The following is a 19,567-nucleotide window of genomic DNA, read 5'->3' as shown; positions in this document are numbered from 1 at the left end:
TCCTCGTCAGCGGTTCTCGAAACGGTTGTAGTCGAACAGACCCGCTTCGATCGGTGTTTGCGTACGGGAGATCTGGTGCAGCGCGTCGCTGTGCGCCCAGAAGTCGGGATGAGTGCGTCTGACGCCGAACTCGGTCAGCAGCCGCCCGAAATCGGCTTCGCTCCCCAGCCGTGTAATCGCATCGACGAAACGCGGCAAATCGCCGACGTCGACCTTGAAAAACGCATTCGGGTAGGCGCCGATGAAGCCCGGCGCGACCGTCATCCGGTCTTCGGCCGGAAGTCTCCGTTCCTTGAACAGATGCGAGATGTTCGCCCGCGCCGCATCTTCGAGCAGCGTGTAGACTCCGACGGTGCGTGTGCTGCCGGAACTGCGTTCCACGATCTCCACGAAGGAGGTCTCGGGCATCAGCGACAGGGCGGGGCCCCGTGCCTGGGTCAGACGTCGCAGCGGTTCCCGGACCCGCGGATCCTCGACGCGATCCAGATCGTGGCTGCGATCGAGCACGGGTGCCAGTCGTGCGCGCAGCATTCCGAAGAGTTCGGTCTTCGGATCCCGCGTCGCGTAGGGGATGCCGGTCTGTTGCCGAAAATCGATCCGCTGGCCCAACAGGTAGTCCTTGACCTCCTGGCTCGCATCCCGATACCAGAAGTCGCGAATCTGTGTCCGGATTTCTTTGGGGAGCAGGATCAGGAAGTTGAACTCACCTTCCATGCGCAGGAAGTCCATGTAGAGGCGCGAGAATAACTGGTGACCGACGTTGCCGTACACATCGAAGCCGGCAACCAGCAGATAGTGGATGCGCTCCAGCAGCGAGTAGGTCACGACCCAGGCGGTCTTCGGTGGCTCCCCGACCAGACCCTGCACCACCGACGCGCTGTCGAAGTGCCGGAAGATCGTCAGCGCGGCGTTGGGGTTGGTACCGTCGCCGTTCCAGATCTTCTTCAGTGTGATGCTCTCGCGTCGGGGCAGGGATTCTTCCAGCTTGCGCTGCTTGGCCTGCAGTTGACGGTTCTGTGCTGACGAATACCGCAGCCAGGTCGTCAATAGCAACGGGTTGCTTTCCTCCTCGGCCGGCAGCCTGAGATTGCCGCTTTGCTGGGCGAGGAAGTCGCCGCTGCGCGCCATCACTTCAGAGTCCGGATCAAGAAACACAGCCCAGAAACGGTCGTCGATCACGTTCAGTGCGACCTGCCCGCGACACACCGGCCCCTTGATGAAGCCCATGACGATGAACTGGGCTTCGTCCAGCATGAAGCGGTAACGGCTGCGGACCGGAATCGCCTGGTATGCGACGAAGGGGTTCGATGCGACCTCTGGACGATAGGACGGCAACGCGACGACAGAGTAGGGCGCCTCCAGGAAAAGCGCACGCCACAGCGCCATGCGGGCCGCGTTCAAGGCATAGGGCATGTGCGTCTTGGCGAGCATCGTGCCGGGTGCAGGCTCGATGCGATAGTAGACGCGCGGGACTCCCGGGTCGTCGTAAGGGCGGCGCGTGAAGATCGGATCTGCTTTCTGTCCCGGTGGTGTCCGCGAGCGAACGATACGGAAGAAGGGTCCACCCGGGTGCTCGGAAAAATGCAAGTGCCCGAGGAACAGATGTTCGTAGACGTAACGGCTCATCAACTGTTCCTTCAGCGAAGAACCGTTCAGAAACTGCTCCCATTCGGCGATAGCATCGCGATACACCGTCGGGATCGCATCCGGCGCCGAATCCGGTGCGCCGAGTTCCAGCCAGCGCAGCACGGTTCGGTGTTCCCGCGCATTGAGCCCGGGCAGGCCGTAAGGCATGCCCCAATCGGGATAGGACTCGGCAAACGAATCGAACTCTTCGATACGGGGGCATTGCTGCTTCCGGTCGAGCGAGAAATCGAAGTTGTCTGGCAGTCGGTCGACCCGTGGCAGGGGGCGGTCGTGCTTGAGCTGAAGTATCCGGGCCATCACGCCGCCGGCAAGGTTCGCCTGGGGGGTCTGCTCGCGCTCGTTCAACACTGGATAGAACGAGCGCTCGCGCCATTCCGGCGTGGTTCGCGCATCCTCGAACAGACGCGTCAAGCGCGCGGCGATCAGCCGCGAGCCGTCGTAGACCTTGGCCTTGTTGGCACCCCGATCGATGCCCTCGTAGGCCGTCAGATTGAGCTGGCAAGGTGCGTCGTAACAGCCGTGGCAGACCGCGCAGCGACTGTCGAGGATGGGCTTGACGTCGCGCCGGAAGTCGATGGCACTGCCAGCGGCAGCGACCGGGTGCATACGGGGTCGCTCGACACCGAAGGCGCGGTCCAGCGCCAGCCGGTTCTGCCAGGCGCAGCCGGCGATGCCCAGCAGCAGGAGTAGCATCAGCGCACGCCGAAACCCTGGCATGATTGGCTTGCGCATCGCGTTACGCGATCCGTTCAACGGTGTATGCCACGCTCAATGTATGCGTGTCGCCGGGAAGGAGCCGCACCGCATCGCGATCCGCGTTGCCGCTCTCGACGCAGACCATCTGGCGATAGCCGTCCGCGGGCATGTCGCTCAGCGAAGCCGTCTTGTCCTTGCCCGGGTTCCAGACGATCGTCGACCCGCTGCCGCTCTTCTCGATACGGATCCGGCGTCCGTATCCAGGATCATCGATACGGCATTCCCCGTTCACTCCGGTGTAGATGCGATCAGTCTCAGCTTCAAAGACGATCGCACCGGCTTGTCGCTTGGAGCGCTCCTGATCGGTCTTGTCGACGTAGACGGCACCCTCAAGTCCCTGCACGCGCGCCGTGGCGATGTCCGTAACCCGGAAATAGGCATGCAGCGCCTCACTGATAGTGATGGCCTCGGCACCCATATTGCGGGTCGACAGGGCGAGCTCAAGGCGGCTACCGATCCGGAGGCTGAGTGTCAGCGAGCAGGCGTGGGGCCAGAGTGCTTCGGTGGTTTCGTCGTGCAGCAGACGCAGTCGGACCGACACACCGCAGTTATCCGTGTCGGTGTGCTCGACGATCCAGAGGTGAGTTCGGGCGAACCCGTGAGCCGGAAAGGTCGGCTCCTCGGGATGGGCCCCGAACCAGGGCCAGCAGATAGGAATCCCGCCGCGAATGGCTTTTCCTGACGCATACTGCGCGCACGGCGACAACCACAACACCGGTTCTTCGCCTTGCGGAACCCATTCGAGGATCTGGGCACCCCGCAAGGCCACCCGCCCCGTGGCGTGTGGGTGCCGGATCTCGATGATAGCGGTCTCATTCGGTCCCGAGGTGAAGTGGATGGCATCGGGAATGCCGAAATGGGCGTTCAAGGCGGCGATATCGGGCATGGGGCGCACTCGTCAAAATCCGGGGCCATCTGTGCTCAGCGCGCACCGACGTCCTTGAGAATGGATACTAGGGTACTGTCTGGACGCTGCGGCGGGAAGCACGGCGCCAATTATGGACGCTGGCGCGCGGTGCGGGTGACAGTCCCTTGGCGGCACGCTAAGCTTCGCACCTCTTCCGTCGAAGGGGATGTTCATGCCATCGATCTACGAACTCAAACCCCGCTTCCAGACCTTGTTGCGCCCCGCAGTGGCCCTTCTGGCGCGCAGTGGCGGCAACGCGAATCAGATCACGAGTCTCGCGATGGCACTCTCGTTCCTGATGGGAGGATTGGTGCTCCGGCATGGGGCGGTGAGGTGGGTCATGCTGCTCGTGCCGTTGGCGCTGTTCGTCCGGATGGCCTTGAACGCGATTGACGGCATGCTGGCGCGGGAACACGGTCAGCAATCCCGCCTCGGTGCGTTGCTGAACGAGCTTGGGGACGTGCTTTCGGATGTCGCGCTGTATCTGCCCTTTGCGACACTGCCGGGAGTCAATGGGGCGGCCGTCGTGCTGTTCGTCGTCTTTGCGCTGCTTGCCGAATTTTCGGGTGTGATCGCGCTCGCGATCGGGAGTGCCCGTCGCTACGAGGGCCCGATGGGCAAGAGCGACCGGGCGTTCGCGGTAGGTCTGGCGGCCTTGGTCATGGCGTTGGGCGTCTCGCCCGGTGCCTGGCTGAGCGCCGGGTTCGTGCTTTTGGCCGTGCTGTCCGCCCTTACGGTCATCAACCGCGCGCGGGGTGCGCTGCAGGACGGCGGTGCGTGATGGACGCTCTGGCCGTCAGCCCGAACGTGTTGTGGGTGTTTGCGGCGATCTGTGCCGCCCTGTTGTGTGCCTCGGCGATTTCCGCGCTGTTGGCTCGCGGCGCTGGCCGCGATGGCCATCGCGAACTGCGGCTCCGCGTTCGCTCCTGGTGGCTCATGGTGGCCGTGTTTGCTGCCGCGCTGACACTGCATCGCAACCTGACGCTTATCTTCTTTGCATTCGTCAGCTTTCTTGCGCTGAAGGAATATCTCAGCCTGATTCCGACCCGTCGCAGTGACCGCCGCGTGTTGTTCTGGGCCTATCTGACGATCCCCGCGCAATATGTCTGGGTCGGCATGGAGTGGTATGGCATGTTCATCATCTTCCTGCCGGTTTATGTCTTTCTGTTTCTTCCGTTGCGCATGGTCCTGGTCGGGGAGACGACCGAGTTTCTGCGGGCGGCGGGTACGCTGCACTGGGGCCTGATGACCACGGTATTCAGTATCAGCCATGTGGCCTTCCTGCTGGTGTTGCCCGAGGCGCGCAACCCGGTGGCTGGCGGTGCCGGTCTGGTGCTGTACCTCGTACTGCTGACGGAATCCAACGATATCGCACAGTATCTGTGGGGCAAAAGCCTGGGACGGCGCAAGATCCTGCCGAAGGTCAGTCCGAACAAGACCTGGGCCGGTTTCCTTGGCGGCGTGGTGACGGTTACGGTCCTGGCGGTCATGCTGGCGCCCTATTTGACGCCTCTGGATCCGCTGCACGCCGGTGTCGCGGGAGCACTGGTCGGGACTGGTGGCTTCGTCGGCGATGTGGTGATCTCGGCGGTCAAGCGCGACATCGGTGTCAAGGACAGCGGCGCATTGATCCCGGGGCATGGCGGCATTCTCGACCGCATCGATTCCCTGACCTACACCGCGCCGCTGCTCTTCCATTACCTCCGCTACCTGAGTTTCTGATTGCGTTGCGTACCGTGATTCGAGCGCTCCGGTGGTTGTTCTTCGCCGTTGTTGCCCGCCTGATCGTGTTGGTGGTGCTCGGACTCAATGTCCGGCATCGCGAGCGCTTGCCGACCAGCGGTCCCGCCATCATCGTCGGCAACCACAACAGCCACCTCGACACGCTGGTCCTGATGACACTGTTGCCCTTGGGATTGCTGCCGCGAGTTCGGCCGGTCGCCGCGGCCGATTACTTTCTGGGCAAGGGTCTGCTGAGCTGGTTCGCCATCAATATCGTCGGCATCCTCCCCTTGGAACGCCGGCCCGTCCGCGGAATGGATCCTCTTGCGGCATGCAGTTCCGCCCTGACCCAGGGGGACATCCTGATCCTGTATCCCGAAGGGACTCGCGGCGAGCCCGAGGAACTCGGCGCTTTCAAGAGCGGTATCGCCCACCTGGCGGCGCGGTGTCCCGAGGCACAGACGATCCCCGTTTACATGAAGGGACTGGGGAAGGCGCTGCCCAAAGGTGAGGGGCTGCTGGTGCCCTTTTTCTGCGACGTCTTCGTGGGCGAAGCCCTGCGCTGCGACGGGAATCGCCGGACCTACATGGCCTCATTGCAAGCCGCTTATGAGGCGTTGGCGCAGGAGGCAGGAGACCGGCGGCCTCTCAGGGTGACAGCCATGCCGCCGACGTGAACCCGTCGTATCCCCACGGGCGTGTGCCTAGCGACGAAACTTAGGCGCGAGGAACGGTCAAACAAATGGGAACTTTGAATCGGCCACCCGGATCGGTGCAGCAGACAGCAGGTGAGCCTCTGGGCTCATTCCACGACACGCAAACAATATGGACCGCACATGAATCAGTATTGGCACTTACTCCACGGATCTTTCGGCCTACCGCAATTGCACGGCGCCGGCGGAGATGAAGGTGGCGGGTTGGTGGGTTTGGTCGAAACCTTCCTGGCCGCGATTACCGAGCTGCTCGATTCGAGCAGCGAGTGGGTGCTGTTACCGGGAATCCAGGGCCTTGGCAGCAATCTGCATCCGCTGATCGTGCACTTCCCTATCGCACTGCTGGCGACTTTTTTTCTCCTCGAGCTTGCGGGCCTGGGCCTGCGTCGCCCTGTCTTGCGTCAAGTCGCTGCGTGGATGTTGTATCTCGGGGCGGCCGGCGCAGTGGTTGCCGCGACCGCCGGCTTTCTGGCCGCCGCCGAGGTTCCCCATGGCGGGCAGGTACATGAAATCATGGAATGGCACCAGCGTCTGATGGTGACCGTGTCGGTGCTGGCGGTCGTGCTCGCGTTGTGGCGCAGCCTGGGCGGCATGGCTGTGTCGACCATGGCGGTGGGCCTCAATCTATTCCTTGCAACCGCCATGATGGGATTGATGGTTTTCGGTACGGATCTCGGTGGGTTGATGGTTTACCGCTACGGCGTGGGTGTCGCCAGCCTGCAGAGTCAGGAGGAGTCCGATCAGCACCTGCACTCCGCGGTTGAGGAACCCGTGACCCGGCGCTAACGAACCGTCCCGGTGCGGGTCGCCTGGTGTGACCGCGCGCTGCCGGATATGCCGGGCTCCCTGACTTCGATTCCGGATGCGATCCTTACATCGACAAGCGCACGCCGACCCAGCCGCCGAACGGTGCTCCGGCCCCGACGAAGCGTGGATCCCCAAACTGCGGCCCCAGCACTTCCGATGCATTCCCGTAGGTCCCGAAACTGTTGTAATGACGGTCGAACAGGTTCTCGAGCCGGGCATAGACCGAGAAATGTTCGTTGTACCGGTATTCACCACGCAGGTTGAAGACCGCGTACGGTGAGGTCTTGGAGTTCAGGTTGCCCTCGTCGCCCCGGTAATTTTGGCCGCTGTTGAAGAACATATCGAGACCGACGGTCAAGCTCGGAATGATGGCCCAGTCGACCGAGCCCTTCAGGATGTCGCGCGGTAGCCCCGGGATGTAGTCGCCCGCCTGCACCGGCACAAAACCGTCGATGGCTTTGGGGTTGTTCGGGCTGGCCGACAGGAAGCCGTTCTGGAAAGTCGCGTCGAGCAGGGTGTAGTTCAGCATGAAGCGGACCTGTTCATAATCGCCGGTGAGGCCGAGTTCCATGCCTTGGCGGAGCGTTTGCCCGACATTGTCGAAGTAGCCCTCGCCGCGCAGGTTGCCGCTCGTGATGAACAGGATGTCGTTCGAGTTCTGGGTGTGGAAGAAGCCGGCATTCCAGTTCACGCGTCCCCCCCACAACTCGCGGAACTCACCGCGAAAGCCGGTCTCCCACGTCTTGGCGACAACTTGCTTCAGCGGAGGATCGGACACGAAGGCGTTCGGGAGACGGCAGGGTTCGTCGGGGTTGGCGCAGCTCAGCTCGACCGCGGTCGGGGCCCGATTCGACTCCGCGTAATTCCCGAACCAGGTAACTTCCGGCAGGAAGGCGTAGGTGAGGCCCGCCGACGGGTTGAAGCGGTCAAAACTGTGCCGACCATCCAGATCGGTACCGAGCTGGTCGTGGAGCTGGATACGGGTCAGGTTGTAACCGCCGGCAATCGTGAGAGCCAGCTGTTCGGTGACCGATAGGGTGTCGGTGAAGTACCAGTTGTAGAGCTGGTTATTGGTATTGAGCCAGACGCGGGCTTCCTCGACGAAGAGCCCGCTCCCGAGCGTGCCGCGATTCGGTAACATCCGCGCCAGCTCGGAATTGAAGTTGAAACTGACGGTACCTTCGTTGGCGCTCCCGCCGGTCACGAAGCGGTTTGGCAGGCCGAACAGATCGTAATCCAGCGCGGCCTGGGCACTGCCGCCGTAGCTGCGCTGATTGGTCTGGGCGATGTTGTTGACCGCGCCCTCGACGGCTTCGCTTTCCTCGACAAAGCGACCGTTCTGGTCTACGACCGGGGCACCGTCCCCGCCGTCTTCGCAGACAAGGCCCGCGAACGTCGCGTCCGCGCAGGCCTCGTAGTCAGAATCGTCACCGTTGAAGTTGCGCGTCAAGGTCTGCCGGAAGTACACGTTACCAGTCAGCTTCACATGTTCTGCGACCTGATAGGAGCCGTCCAGTTCGGACATGAAGAAGTTGTTATTCGTCAGGTCCGGGTGCGTGAAGACGGCTTCATAGTTGATGCGTGACAGCTGCACGGGCACGGCGCCATTGCCGGTGAGTGAGTTGCCGTTGCCGACCACGGTCAAATTGACTTCACCGCGATCGAAATGGAAGTTGAAGCTGCCGAAGGCCTGTTGGACTTGCGTCGGAGAGTATTGGCGCCAGCCGTTTTCCTGGAAGTTCCGCAGATCGACGAAGTAACCGAAGGAGCCATCGTTCCAACCGCTGGTGATTTCTTCGCTGTGCCGGCCCCAGGAGCCCCCGAAGACATCCACATGATGCCCGGGAGCGCTGAAGCCCGTTTTGGTCTTGATCGCCAGGGCGCCGCCGAGTGCATTCAGGCCATAGACCGGATTGGAGCCGGAATGCACCGTCATCTGGTCGACCGCACCCTGAGGGATCAGGTCCCAGTTCATGGTGTCACCAAAGGGCTCGTTGAAGCGGATGCCGTTGAAGAATACCGCCAAACCCTGCGGTGTACCGAGCAGAGGGGAGGAACTGAAGCCGCGGAAGTTCACGTCCGGCTGGAACGGATTGTTCTGGACGTCATTGACGTTGACGCTTGGCGTCAGACGACGCAGATAGTCCGGCAGGTTGATCGCCTGCGCTTCCCGCATCTGCTCGGCGGTGGCCTCCTGGACCGGCGTTGGCAGCTTGTAGCGTTCCACACCTCCGGTATCGATCGGCGTGGTTGCGACGACTTCCACCGCTTCGAGTTCCGCGACCTGGCCCGGCTGGCTCGGCGTCGTCGTTGCCGATGGGGTCTTCGCCCTGCTTTTTGCGGCTGGGGCCGCGGGGGTTGCCGCGGTGGTGTCGGTCGTCTCATCGGCGGCTTCCGCCGCGCTCATGCACGACAGAAAAACACCGGGTATCAGAGGCAGGTAGCGTTTCATTGTTATTGCCGTCGATGCGCAAAAGACACATTGCGTATCGTAAAGGAGACAAGGATGGCAACCTATGGGAAAAATTCCCGAGTCTGTTCCCAGGCACGCTGCATGCGAGCAGGGGAACGCAAGCGCTCATGGCCCGTGGGTGGCCGCTCGGTGCGGCTCGGCCTATCCCAAGGGATCGGCAAGGGCAGGGTCTGAACAATGCGTGAACTGCAAGGGCGCTGGGGTGCGTCGCACACCGGCGGGGAGAGCGCCGGTCGCAGGGGGAGGAAAGTGAATGTCGCGGTGGGTCAGGACACCGTTAGCATGTTGTTCAGCGCGAGTTTGGCATAGCGTGCGTCGGCCTCGTTGACACGGATCCGGTTCACGACCGTGCCCTGAACCAGATTTTCAAGCACCCACAACAGGTGCTGGGGATCGGTGCGGAACATGGTCGAACACATGCAGATGGTCGGGGACATGAAGTGCACCTGCTTGCCCTGGTCGCGCACCTCGTTCGCCAGGCGATTCACGAGATTCAGTTCGGTGCCGACCAGCCAGCGCGTATTCGGCTCGGCTTCCCGGACGGTTTTCAGAATGTACTCGGTGGAACCGACATGATGTGACTTCTCGCAGACCTCGAAGCAGGCCTCGGGATGCGAAATGACGCGGGTGTCGGGGTACGTCTCCAGGAAACGGTCGATGTGCTCCGGCTTGAACATCTGGTGCACGGAGCAGAAGCCTTTCCACAAAATGATGCGGGCGCGTTCGATTTCCTCGACCGTCAGGCCGCCCATGGGTTTGCCGAAATCCCAGGTGACCATCTCCTCCAACGGGATCCCCATGCGATAGCCCGTATTCCGGCCCAGGTGTTGGTCGGGGAAGAACAGCACCTTGGGTCGCTGGGTGAAACTCCAGTCGAGGATCGTCCGCGCGTTGCTGGAGGTGCAGACGATACCGCCGTGACGGCCACAAAAGGCTTTAAGGTCCGCCGCGGAGTTGATGTAGGTGACCGGCGTGATGTCGCGATCGGGGTCGAGCACGGTGGCCAACTCGGTCCAGCATCGCTCGACATTTACGCGGTTGGCCATGTCGGCCATCGAACAACCGGCTGCGAGATCGGGCAGGATGGCGATTTGCTCGGGCCGCGACAGGATGTCGGCGACCTCGGCCATGAAGTGTACCCCGCAGAAGACGATGTACTGGGCGTCCGAACGCGCCGCCCAGTGCGAGAGCTTCAGTGAGTCGCCGCTGGTGTCCGCATGCCGGAACACTTCGTCGCGCTGGTAATGATGCCCGAGGATGACGCAGCGGCTGCCAAGCGCTTTTTTGGCTGCGGTGATCCGTTCATGACATTCTTCGTCGTCGAGCAGCGCAAAGTCTTGGATCGCGAGGGCTGGAGCGGACATCGTGCGGGGTCTGGGGAAAATAAACGACTCTTCGATAATACCACAGTGAAATGCTGCGGTAATGGATGTCGGCAGCGCCGTTTGGCCGTGCTCAGAGGGCGTGGATCTCGTCGTGCAAGGCTCGGAATTCGGCGGAGAGCTTGTGATCCGGCGCGTAATGAATCAATGGCTTGGACTCGCTGTGGGACTCCCGCACCTTGACCGACGGCGAGATCTTGGTGGACAGCACCGGATGCCCTTCGGACACGAGTTCGCTGACGAGTTGCTGGGGCAAGCTGGCGCGGCTCTGGTACTGGTTGACGACGATGCCCTCGAGTTGGAGCGCCGGGTTGTGATCGGCCTTGATCTCGGAGATCACGGCCAGCAGGTTGTAAAGCGATTCACGCGTGAAAGCGTCGCAATCGAAGGGAATCAGGCAATTGGTGGCGGCAATTAGAGCCGAGCGGCTGTAGAAGTTCAACACCGGCGGCGTATCGATGTAGATCCGCTCGTACTGGGTCAGGGACTCGAGGGCTTCGCGGAGCTTGTAGATCTTCATGCGCTGATCGAGCCGTGTCTGCAGGGGCTCGAACTCGGGGTGCGAGGCCATGACATCGAGGTTCTCGAATGGCGTGGCGTGGATCGCCGCGTTGATTCCGCTGTCGGAATTGCCGCCGAACAGGTTGATGCTCAATGTCTGCTTGAAGAAGCCGGCCAGGGTGGCGTCGGGTTCGGTGATCTTGTGCCCCAGCAGGTAGTGGGTCGAGTTCCCCTGGATGTCGAGATCGACGACCAGCGTGCGCCTGCCTTGCGCCGCGCTGACGGCCGCCAGATTGCAGGTGATAGTCGATTTCCCTACGCCGCCCTTCTGATTGAAAACTACTCTGCGCATTGTCGCCTCGGATGGGTGATTCATGACTGCCCTGGATACCTCAGTCCGCCAGCCCCGCTGTTTCGCCGAGGATTCCGCTCAAGCTTCAGCTTTGCCGCACCGTCCGGTATTCTAACGGGTTTCAGCGATGTTTGAATCGGCGGCGATGGACGATCTTTACAACCCGCAGACGATTGAGTCCGCGGTGCAGAAAATGTGGCAGGAAACCGGTGTTTTCCGGGCGTCGGAGGATACGTCCCGGCAAAAATTCTACTGCCTGTCGATGTTTCCCTATCCCAGCGGTCGCCTGCACATGGGGCACGTGCGGAATTACACCATCGGCGACGTCATCAGCCGCTACCAGCGCATGCTCGGCAAGAATGTCCTGCAGCCGATGGGATGGGATGCGTTCGGGCTGCCGGCCGAAAATGCGGCCATGCAGAACGGGGTTCATCCGGCCGACTGGACCTACGACAACATCGCCTACATGCGAGACCAGTTGAAGCGGCTCGGCTTCGGCTACGACTGGCAACGCGAAGTGGCGACCTGCGCCCCCGACTACTACCGCTGGGAGCAGTGGTTCTTCCTCCGTCTGCTCGAAAAGGGCCTCGTCTACAAGAAGACCTCCCCGGTTAACTGGTGTCCGAACGACCAGACCGTGCTGGCGAACGAACAGGTGATCGACGGCTGCTGCTGGCGCTGCGACACGCCGGTCATCCGGCGCGAGATCCCGCAGTGGTTCATGAAGATCACTGCATACGCCGATGAACTGCTGCGTGATCTCGACACGCTGGATGGCTGGCCCGAGCAGGTCAAGCTGATGCAGCAAAACTGGATCGGACGTTCGCTCGGTGTGGAACTCGAATTCGCGGTCCAGGAGACCGGCGAGCCGCTGAAGGTCTATACCACGCGGCCCGATACGCTGCTGGGCGTGACCTATGTCGCCGTAGCGGCCGAGCATCCCGTGGCCAAACTGGCCGTGGAGCGCAATCCCGATCTCCAGTCTTTCGTCGACCTGTGCCTGCAGACGCAGGCCTCGGAAGCCGCGCTCGAAACCATGGAGAAGCGGGGCGTGGATTCGGGCTTCCGGGCCGTGCATCCGCTGACCGGCGAGGTCGTGCCGATCTGGATCGCGAATTTCGTGCTGATGGGTTACGGCACCGGGGCGGTGATGTCGGTCCCTGCCCACGACCAGCGTGACTACGAATTCGCCAAACAGTTCGGCTTGCCGATCAAGCCCGTGATCTTTCCGCTCGATGGCGGCGGTATCGACCTCGAAACGGCAGCGTTCGTCGAGAAAGGGCGGCTCGCGAACTCCGGCGCGTTCGACGGGCTCACGTCGGAAGACGCCTTCGAGGCGATCGCCGACCGGCTCGAGCAACTGGGTAAGGGCCATCGTCAGGTGCATTACCGGTTGCGGGACTGGGGGGTGTCCCGGCAACGTTATTGGGGTGCTCCGATCCCGGTGATTTACTGCGAATGCTGTGGAACGGTGCCGGTGCCCGACGACCAATTGCCGGTGCTGTTGCCCAAGGACGTCGATTTCGAGTCTCAGGGCTCGCCGTTGGCGCGGTTGGACAGTTTCGTGAATGTTGCCTGTCCGACCTGCGGCGCGGGCGCGCGCCGCGAGACGGACACCTTCGATACCTTCATGGAATCGTCATGGTATTTCGCGCGCTACGCCAGCGCGGACAGCAGTACCGCGATGCTGGATGCGCGTGCAGGTTACTGGTTGCCGGTCGATCAGTACATCGGCGGCATCGAGCATGCGATCCTGCACTTGCTGTACGCCCGGTTCTATAACAAGTTGCTCCGCGACGCGGGCCTCGTGCCGGCAGCGGAGCCGTTCACGCGACTGCTGACCCAGGGCATGGTGCTGAAAGACGGCAGCAAGATGTCCAAATCCAAGGGCAACACTGTCGATCCGCAGGAATTGATCAACCGCTATGGCGCCGACACGGTACGGCTGTTCATCATGTTCGCGGCGCCGCCCGAGCAATCGCTCGAATGGTCGGACAGCGCCGTCGAGGGTGCCTTTCGGTTCCTGAAGCGGCTATGGAAGCAGGTTGCCGGGCACGTCAATGCGGGTCCGGCCAGCGCGCTGAACGTCGGCGACCTGGATCCCGCTCAGCGCGATATCCGGCGCCAGGTGCATGAGACGCTCCGGAAGGTTACCGATGACATGGGGCGGCGCCAGACCTTCAACACGGCGATCGCGGCCAACATGGAGCTATTGAACGCGCTCGCGAAGTTTGACGACGTGTCGGAGCAGGGCAGGGCAGTTCGCCAGGAAGCGCTGGAATTGGTCGTGCTGATGCTGGCGCCCATGGTTCCGCATATCTGTCAAGAACTCTGGTCAGCCCTGGGGCATGCCGAGGCCGTGGTCGGAGCGGGTTGGCCTGCCGTGGACGAATCCGCTCTGGTGAAAGAGTCGATTGAGCTGGTGGTCCAGGTCAACGGCAAACTCCGGAGCCGCATTACGGTGCCGGTCACGGCCGACAAGGCGGCAGTCGAGTCGGCCGCGCTCGCCGACCCGGCGGTGCAGCGCTATCTCGAGGGGCAACCGCTCAGGAAAGTCATCGTCGTCCCCGGGAAACTGGTCAATCTGGTCGTCTGAAAACAGAGCCTTATGTTCGCCAATCTGACGATGCGGGTGCTGCTGATCTTGTCGATCGGTGCACTGGGTGGATGCGGCTACCACCTGCGTGGCAAAGTCGATCTGCCCGAGCGGGCGAAGGTGGTGAAGCTGACCGGCATTGCTCCCGGGCAACCATTCAGCCAGGAATTCATCGAGATCCTGAGTTTCGCCGGCGGCCGGTTGGCCGTGAATCAGGCCGAAGCCGGCAGCGTGTTCCATGTTATCAGCGGCATTCACCAGCGGCGCCAGATCTCGCTCAGCAAGGCCGGCAAGGCAAACGGCTACAATCTGAGCTATCGACTCGAGTTCGAAGTGACGACGCCGAAGGGCGAAGTCTTGCTGCCCCGCGAGGAACTCGAGATCACCCGACAGTACTTCGTCGATATCCGCTTCCCGCTCGGGCAGGGTGAACAGGAGACCCTGATGCGCTCGGAAATGGAACGGGAGGCGGCCCAGATCGTCATGCGGCGGCTGCGCTCGGCGGTCAAGGTCAGGGATAACGCGTGAGGCTGGTGCCGGCCGAACTCGGCGGCGCGCTGCGCCGCCGTATCGCGCCGTTCTATCTGGTTTTTGGTGACGAGCCGCTGCAGGTCACGGAAGCCGTGGCGGCGATCCGCTCGGCCGCACAAGCCAATGGTTTCCCCGACTGGGAACTGTTTTTCGTACAGCCCGGCTTCGAGTGGGGCGCGCTAAGGGATGCCGCAGCGACCCTGCCGCTGTTCGGGGGCGCTCGGGTGCTGGACGTCAGGGTCCCGGAGAAGCCTGATCAGGGCGGCGGGGAGTTTCTGGCGGAGTACGTGGCGGCGCCGAGCCCGGATTGCGTGTTGGTGCTCAGCGCCGGCAAGCTGAGCGCGGACGACCAGAAAAAGGCCTGGTTCCAGGGCTTCGAACGCGCTGGTGTCGTCGTCCAGGCCAAGCCGCTAACGGGGCGTTCTCTGTTGCAGTGGCTGGACCATCGCCTGAGCGCTAAGGGTTTGCTGGTGGATCAGTCCGGACTGGCTGCCTTGGCGGCGCGTATCGAAGGGAATCTGCTGGCCGCCGTCCAGGAGATCGAAAAGCTACACATCCTCTACGGCTCGGGGATGATTGACGAGCGGCAGATCGCGGCTGCGGTCGCCGATGCCGCCCGCTTCGACGTCTACGATCTGGTCGACGCCGCGCTGGACGCCAACACGGTTCGGGTCAAGCGGATCCTCGACGGCCTGCGTGCCGAAGGCACGGCTCCGGCGGTCGTGCTCTGGGCTTTGGCGGGGCACGCTCGGGCGCTGGCCAGCATCATCAATCTGGTCGGGCGCGGTAAGTCCTTTGACGAAGCCTGTGCCTTACAGGTGATGAAGTTATTCGGTGCCAGGAAGTCCCGAATGAGCCAATCTGCGGCCCGCATCGATCTGCAACGGGCGCAATCCATTGTGCTCCTGTGTGTCGCTGCGGATCGACGGATCAAGGGAGATTGCATCGGAGATCCCTGGGAGGCGCTGTTGGCGATCAGCCTGGCCTTTTGCGGCTTCCCCGAGGCCGATCTGCCGACTGTTTGACGGTGCCTGTCGGCTCAGTCCGTCGCCAGTAGCCTTGAGTTACGGGTGTTCCGGAAGGTCAAGGGCTGGCCGGCGGGCGCCTGCTCCCCGGACTCCGTCGCCCGGATCACGCGATCGACCAAGGCGCGGTGGGGCGACAGCCCGCAAACCGGGTCGGTCGCATTCATGTCTCCGGTGAACTGGAAGGCCTGGCAGCGACAGCCCCCGAAGTCCTTCGTCCGCTCGGGGCAGGTCCGGCATGGCTCGCGCATCCAGTCCTCGCCGCGAAAGTGGTTGAAGGCCTCCGAATGCAGCCAGATGTCCTCGATGCTCATGTCTCTGACGTTCGGGCAGTTCAGCCCCGGCAGGTCACGTGCGGCGTGACAGGGCAGGGCCAGACCATCCGGAGCGATCGTCAGAAAGGTCGTGCCCCATCCGTTCATGCAGGCCTTGGGCCGGTCCTCGTAATAGTCCGGCACGACGTAGTAGATTTTCATCCGGCCCTGCAAGCGCGCCTTGTAATCCTGCGCGATCGCTTCGGCTTCCTCGAATTGCGCGCGTGTCGGCAGCAGTTGGGCCCGGTTCAACAGCGCCCAGCCGTAGTATTGGGTATTCGCGAGTTCCAGATAATCGGCCTGGAGTTCGATCGCCATCTCCAGAATTTCGCGCATTTGATGGATGTTCTGGCGATGGATGACCACGCACAGCACCATCGGATAGCCATGCTTCTTGACGAGTCGTGCGACGGCCTTCTTGTTTTCGAAGGACTCGGTGCCGGCCAGTTGATCGTTCAGCGTCTTTTCTGGGGACTGAATGCTGATCTGAATATGGTCCAGCCCGGCTTCCCGGAGTTCGACGATGCGTTCCTCGGTGAGACCCTGGCCGGACGTGATCAGATTGCTGTAGTAACCCAGTTGCCGGGCATGGCGGACCAGAATGGCCAGGTCGGGGCGGGTTAGCGGTTCCCCACCGGACAGGCCCAGCTGCACGGCGCCCATGGCCCGCGCTTCCGACAGCACCCGCAACCAATCTTCGGTGCCCAGTTCATCAAGATGTTGCGCGAAGTCGACCGGGTTCGAGCAGTAGGGACACTGCAAGGGGCAGCGGTAGGTCAGCTCGGCGAGCAGCCAGCGCGGATTAGTGATGCGAGCGTTCCCGGATCCAGCCATTGTGCAGTGCCGCCTCGAGAAATTCGGCTACGTCGTCCATTAGATCGGTGGTTTCGAACTTGTTCTCCAGCGCGGTCACCATTTCGGAAAGGTCGCGCGTTCCATCGCACAGCTTAAGAATTTCGGCTGCCGAGTCACTGAGTTCGACCAAACCCTCCGGGTACAGGATCACGTGCTTCTGTTGCGTCTCTTCCCACTGCAAGCGATGGGTGGGCGAGAACTGGAAGACGCTGTTCGGGTCCAGGGCCATGCGACTACACCGGGATATTGAAGTAGGGCGGTCGCTGCTCGATGTACGCAAGGTGCATCGCATCCAGCATCGTCCACAGGATGTCGAGCTTGAACTGCAGAATGTCCAACGCACGTTCCTGCTCTGCCCGGGTCTGGAAATGGTCCAGGGTAATCGCCAAACCGTGTTCGACATCGCGGCTCGCTTGCGTGACTCGCTTGCGGAAGTAAGCAAGTCCGGTCTGGTCGATCCACGGATAGAGATCCGGCCAGCCGGCGAGGCGCTGTTTGTGTATGCGCGGCGCGAAGAGTTCGGTCAGCGACGAGCAGGCCGCTTCCTGCCAGGTCGCCGTGCGGGCAAAGTTCACATAGGCGTCGACCGCGAATCGCACACCGGGGAGCACGTGTTTCAGCGACGTAAGCTCGTCCCGCTCCATACCGCAGGCCATGCCCAGGCGGATCCAGGCCTCGATTCCGCCTTCGTCCTCACCGTAGCCGTCGTGATCAAGGATCCGCTGCAGCCATTTGCGGCGCACCTCGCGGTCGGGGATGTTGGCGAGGATGGCCGCATCCTTGCGCGGGATGCTGACCTGATAGTAGAACCGGTTGGCGACCCACCCCTGGATCTGCTCCCGGTTGAGCTTACCTTCCGCCATCAACACCTGATAAGGGTGATTGATGTGGTAGCAGCGTTCCTTGTCCCGCAGCCGCCGTTCGAATTCCTCGCGACTCCAGGGGCGTGTGTCCTCAGTCATTCGGTCTCCTCAGGCTAAACCGTGATTGCCATACCGTCGTAGGCCACCTCGACGCCATGCGTCTCGAGTTCGCGGCGCTCGGGTGACTCCTCGTCCAGAATAGGGTTGGTGTTGTTGATATGGATCAGTATCTTACGCGCATGCTCGTGTGCGCGGAGCGTTTCGATCATGCCGCCGGAACCGGACTGCGGCAGGTGGCCCATCTCACGCGCCAGCTTGTGGACGATACCGGCGTGGGCCATTTCGTCTTCGCGCCAGAAGGTGCCGTCCACCAGCAGGCAATCCGCTTCCGCCATCGCCCGTTCGACGTGCGGTTCGATTTCGCCCAGTCCGGGCGCATAGTACACGCGCCGGCCCGTCGAAGCCTGTTCGATCACGACACCGATGTTGTCGCCTTCGTGCGGGTCGTGTCGATGGGGCGAATACGGCGGCGCCTTGCTTTTCAGCGCGTGCGTGCAGAAGCGGAGATCGTCGATCCCGGGGATCTCGAACGCGCCGCCGTCCAGCGGCACCGCATGATGCTCGACCCGGCAGTAGTGTCCGAGCATCGTGAAGACTGGAAAGCCGGAGGTCAGATCCGCCCGGACCATCTCGCTGCAATAAATCTGTAATGGGACTGTGGACTCCCGCAGCATCAGCAGGCCGGTCGTATGGTCGATCTGGCTGTCGATCAGGATCACCGCCCGGATGCCGCTATCCCGGATGCCGCTTCGGGGGTGCACGTCGGAAAACGCTTCGAGCTGGCTGCGAATGTCCGGAGACGCGTTGAACAGAACCCAATCCACGCCATTGGAACTGACGGCAATCGATGACTGCGTGCGAGGCGAGGAACGCATGGTGCCGCGCCGGATGCGGCTGCAGTTATGGCAGTTGCAGTTCCATTGCGGGAAGCCGCCGCCGGCTCCCGAGCCCAACACACGTATCTTCACGTTGATTCAGCAGAAAAACAGGGGGCCTTAAACGCAAAACGGGGCGGCACATTGCTGTGCGCCCCGTCCGATCCAGCAATCGCGATTAGCGATTGTAGATGTACATCGTGACTTCGAAGCCAAAACGCAGGTCTTTGTAAGTCGGTTTTTCCCAACGCATGCTCAACTCCTCACAGTCGTTCAGTGGTTAATCCGATCCCGTCGGTCGAATTCCGCGTGAGTATACGTGCACCCTATTGACAGCGCAACACGCGCAAGGCCGCTCGGGAGGATGTCCCGGACAGATCTGCCGCGCCAGTACGCCGGGCCTGCAGTGCGCGGTACGTCGCGCGATCGACGCACCGTCCGGTCGCTTGCCTTGGCTTGTTGGGTCGATTGTTGGTAAGGTCTGCCCGCGCGGCCGTCGAGGTCCGCACGATGATGTTCACGTAAGAAACGAAGCATGGATCCGGGAGATTGACGCCATGAGAAAAGAATTGAATCGTTCCGAGTGGATTGCCGCCCTGTGCCTGGTGTTGGCCTCGACCGCGCCATTCGCCGAGGAAAAGAGCGGCTGGCCGGTTGAAGGCGGTGCCGCCAAGACCCAGACCACGGCGCCCGAGGCCACCCCGGCACAAAAACCCGCCGAGGGGATGGGTGGCATGCAGCACGGCGGGATGATGGGCGGAGCCTCCCAGGGAGGCGGCATGGGCGGGATGCAGCATGGTCAGATGGGTGGCATGAACGGCGGGCAGACGCCACAAGGCGGTGGCGGGATGATGGGGGGTATGTCTCAGGGCGGTGGGATGGCCGGTATGCAGCACGGCGGTGCGGGTGGTGGCATGATGGGCGGGGGCATGATGGGGTCCATGCCGGCCATGAGCGAACAAGAGAAGGAGGAGCTGCTCAAGAAGACGCTCGAACTCGACCTCAAGCTGGGGCAACTGCGCATCCGCATCACGCAGGCGGCGGACGAGGCCGAGCGGGAGCGGTTGAAGGGTGAACACCGCGCCGTGTTCAAGGAATATCTGCCCAAACTGCACCAGTTGATGATGCAGGCTCACATGGAGATGAAGATGCAGGGCGGAACGGCCGGTCAGCCGATGAAGCACTGAG

At 62.3% G+C, this 19,567-nt stretch carries 18 protein-coding genes; 8 read left to right on the top strand and 10 right to left on the bottom strand.

Annotated features, from left to right (window positions below; genetic code table 11):
* Positions 1 to 6: 6 nt before the first annotated feature.
* Both BWR02_RS14460 and BWR02_RS14455 read right to left on the bottom strand, forming a co-directional pair.
* The gene (locus tag BWR02_RS14460; RefSeq protein ID WP_236102264.1) at positions 7 to 2,379 is read right to left on the bottom strand and encodes a fatty acid cis/trans isomerase; all 2,373 of its coding nucleotides are present in this window, start codon (positions 2,377 to 2,379) and stop codon (positions 7 to 9) included.
* Positions 2,380 to 2,383: 4 nt separating this feature from the next.
* Positions 2,384 to 3,289, bottom strand: a complete 906-nt coding sequence (locus tag BWR02_RS14455) for a D-hexose-6-phosphate mutarotase (RefSeq protein ID WP_139558646.1) — start codon at positions 3,287 to 3,289, stop codon at positions 2,384 to 2,386.
* Between the two features lie 193 nt (positions 3,290 to 3,482).
* On the opposite strand from BWR02_RS14455, the gene BWR02_RS14450 reads away from it, so the two are divergent.
* From BWR02_RS14450 to BWR02_RS14435, 4 genes are all read left to right on the top strand, one after another.
* The gene (locus BWR02_RS14450) at positions 3,483 to 4,091 is read left to right on the top strand and encodes a CDP-alcohol phosphatidyltransferase family protein (RefSeq protein WP_139558645.1); all 609 of its coding nucleotides are present in this window, start codon (positions 3,483 to 3,485) and stop codon (positions 4,089 to 4,091) included.
* Complete coding sequence (locus tag BWR02_RS14445) at positions 4,091 to 5,032, top strand: phosphatidate cytidylyltransferase (protein WP_139558644.1); 942 nt, start codon at positions 4,091 to 4,093, stop codon at positions 5,030 to 5,032. The genes BWR02_RS14450 and BWR02_RS14445 overlap by 1 nt, the downstream gene beginning before the upstream one ends.
* A 14-nt stretch (positions 5,033 to 5,046) precedes the next feature.
* Positions 5,047 to 5,709: a lysophospholipid acyltransferase family protein gene (locus BWR02_RS14440; protein ID WP_236102275.1), complete on the top strand. Its 663-nt coding sequence runs from the start codon at positions 5,047 to 5,049 to the stop codon at positions 5,707 to 5,709.
* 159 nt (positions 5,710 to 5,868) lie between these two features.
* Complete coding sequence (locus BWR02_RS14435; RefSeq protein ID WP_139558642.1) at positions 5,869 to 6,531, top strand: DUF2231 domain-containing protein; 663 nt, start codon at positions 5,869 to 5,871, stop codon at positions 6,529 to 6,531.
* A gap of 85 nt (positions 6,532 to 6,616) precedes the next feature.
* Here BWR02_RS14435 and BWR02_RS14430 read toward each other — a convergent pair whose 3' ends face one another.
* The 3 genes from BWR02_RS14430 to BWR02_RS14420 all read right to left on the bottom strand — a co-directional run bounded on the left by BWR02_RS14430 (position 6,617) and on the right by BWR02_RS14420 (position 11,260).
* The gene (locus BWR02_RS14430; RefSeq protein WP_236102262.1) at positions 6,617 to 9,004 is read right to left on the bottom strand and encodes a TonB-dependent receptor; all 2,388 of its coding nucleotides are present in this window, start codon (positions 9,002 to 9,004) and stop codon (positions 6,617 to 6,619) included.
* Between the two features lie 287 nt (positions 9,005 to 9,291).
* On the bottom strand, positions 9,292 to 10,389 hold the full coding sequence (gene nadA, locus BWR02_RS14425) for a quinolinate synthase NadA (protein WP_139558641.1): 1,098 nt from the start codon (positions 10,387 to 10,389) through the stop codon (positions 9,292 to 9,294).
* Between the two features lie 91 nt (positions 10,390 to 10,480).
* The gene (locus BWR02_RS14420; RefSeq protein WP_139558640.1) at positions 10,481 to 11,260 is read right to left on the bottom strand and encodes a ParA family protein; all 780 of its coding nucleotides are present in this window, start codon (positions 11,258 to 11,260) and stop codon (positions 10,481 to 10,483) included.
* A gap of 145 nt (positions 11,261 to 11,405) precedes the next feature.
* Here BWR02_RS14420 and leuS point away from each other — a divergent pair, with 145 nt between their 5' ends.
* Genes leuS through holA form a run of 3 tightly spaced genes read left to right on the top strand, consistent with a single transcriptional unit; the run spans position 11,406 to position 15,412 of the window.
* Positions 11,406 to 13,856, top strand: coding sequence for a leucine--tRNA ligase (leuS, locus tag BWR02_RS14415; protein ID WP_139558702.1), 2,451 nt, complete (start codon positions 11,406 to 11,408; stop codon positions 13,854 to 13,856).
* 12 nt (positions 13,857 to 13,868) lie between these two features.
* Positions 13,869 to 14,384: an LPS-assembly lipoprotein LptE gene (locus BWR02_RS14410; RefSeq protein ID WP_139558639.1), complete on the top strand. Its 516-nt coding sequence runs from the start codon at positions 13,869 to 13,871 to the stop codon at positions 14,382 to 14,384.
* Positions 14,381 to 15,412 (top strand): DNA polymerase III subunit delta, encoded by a 1,032-nt coding sequence (gene holA / locus BWR02_RS14405; RefSeq protein WP_139558638.1) that lies wholly within the window; start codon positions 14,381 to 14,383, stop codon positions 15,410 to 15,412. Before BWR02_RS14410 ends, holA begins: the two co-directional genes overlap by 4 nt.
* Before the next feature lie 14 nt (positions 15,413 to 15,426).
* Here the strand turns inward: holA and pqqE are convergent, their stop codons facing one another.
* The 5 genes from pqqE to pqqA all read right to left on the bottom strand — a co-directional run bounded on the left by pqqE (position 15,427) and on the right by pqqA (position 18,632).
* The gene (gene pqqE / locus BWR02_RS14400) at positions 15,427 to 16,560 is read right to left on the bottom strand and encodes a pyrroloquinoline quinone biosynthesis protein PqqE (protein WP_139558637.1); all 1,134 of its coding nucleotides are present in this window, start codon (positions 16,558 to 16,560) and stop codon (positions 15,427 to 15,429) included.
* Positions 16,529 to 16,810, bottom strand: coding sequence for a pyrroloquinoline quinone biosynthesis peptide chaperone PqqD (gene pqqD / locus BWR02_RS14395; RefSeq protein WP_129884617.1), 282 nt, complete (start codon positions 16,808 to 16,810; stop codon positions 16,529 to 16,531). Before pqqD ends, pqqE begins: the two co-directional genes overlap by 32 nt.
* Positions 16,811 to 16,814: 4 nt before the next feature.
* Positions 16,815 to 17,543 (bottom strand): pyrroloquinoline-quinone synthase PqqC, encoded by a 729-nt coding sequence (gene pqqC, locus BWR02_RS14390; RefSeq protein ID WP_139558636.1) that lies wholly within the window; start codon positions 17,541 to 17,543, stop codon positions 16,815 to 16,817.
* 14 nt (positions 17,544 to 17,557) lie between these two features.
* Positions 17,558 to 18,472, bottom strand: coding sequence for a pyrroloquinoline quinone biosynthesis protein PqqB (gene pqqB / locus BWR02_RS14385; protein WP_139558635.1), 915 nt, complete (start codon positions 18,470 to 18,472; stop codon positions 17,558 to 17,560).
* Positions 18,473 to 18,557: 85 nt separating this feature from the next.
* Positions 18,558 to 18,632, bottom strand: coding sequence for a pyrroloquinoline quinone precursor peptide PqqA (gene pqqA / locus BWR02_RS14380; RefSeq protein ID WP_129884644.1), 75 nt, complete (start codon positions 18,630 to 18,632; stop codon positions 18,558 to 18,560).
* A 304-nt stretch (positions 18,633 to 18,936) separates the two neighbouring features.
* On the opposite strand from pqqA, the gene BWR02_RS21105 reads away from it, so the two are divergent.
* Complete coding sequence (locus tag BWR02_RS21105; RefSeq protein WP_201276277.1) at positions 18,937 to 19,566, top strand: hypothetical protein; 630 nt, start codon at positions 18,937 to 18,939, stop codon at positions 19,564 to 19,566.
* The last annotated feature ends 1 nt before the right edge of the window (position 19,567 follow it).

The organism is Methylotetracoccus oryzae (genome assembly GCF_006175985.1).
GTDB lineage: Bacteria > Pseudomonadota > Gammaproteobacteria > Methylococcales > Methylococcaceae > Methylotetracoccus > Methylotetracoccus oryzae.
This window is presented reverse-complemented; position numbering and strand designations above follow the sequence as displayed.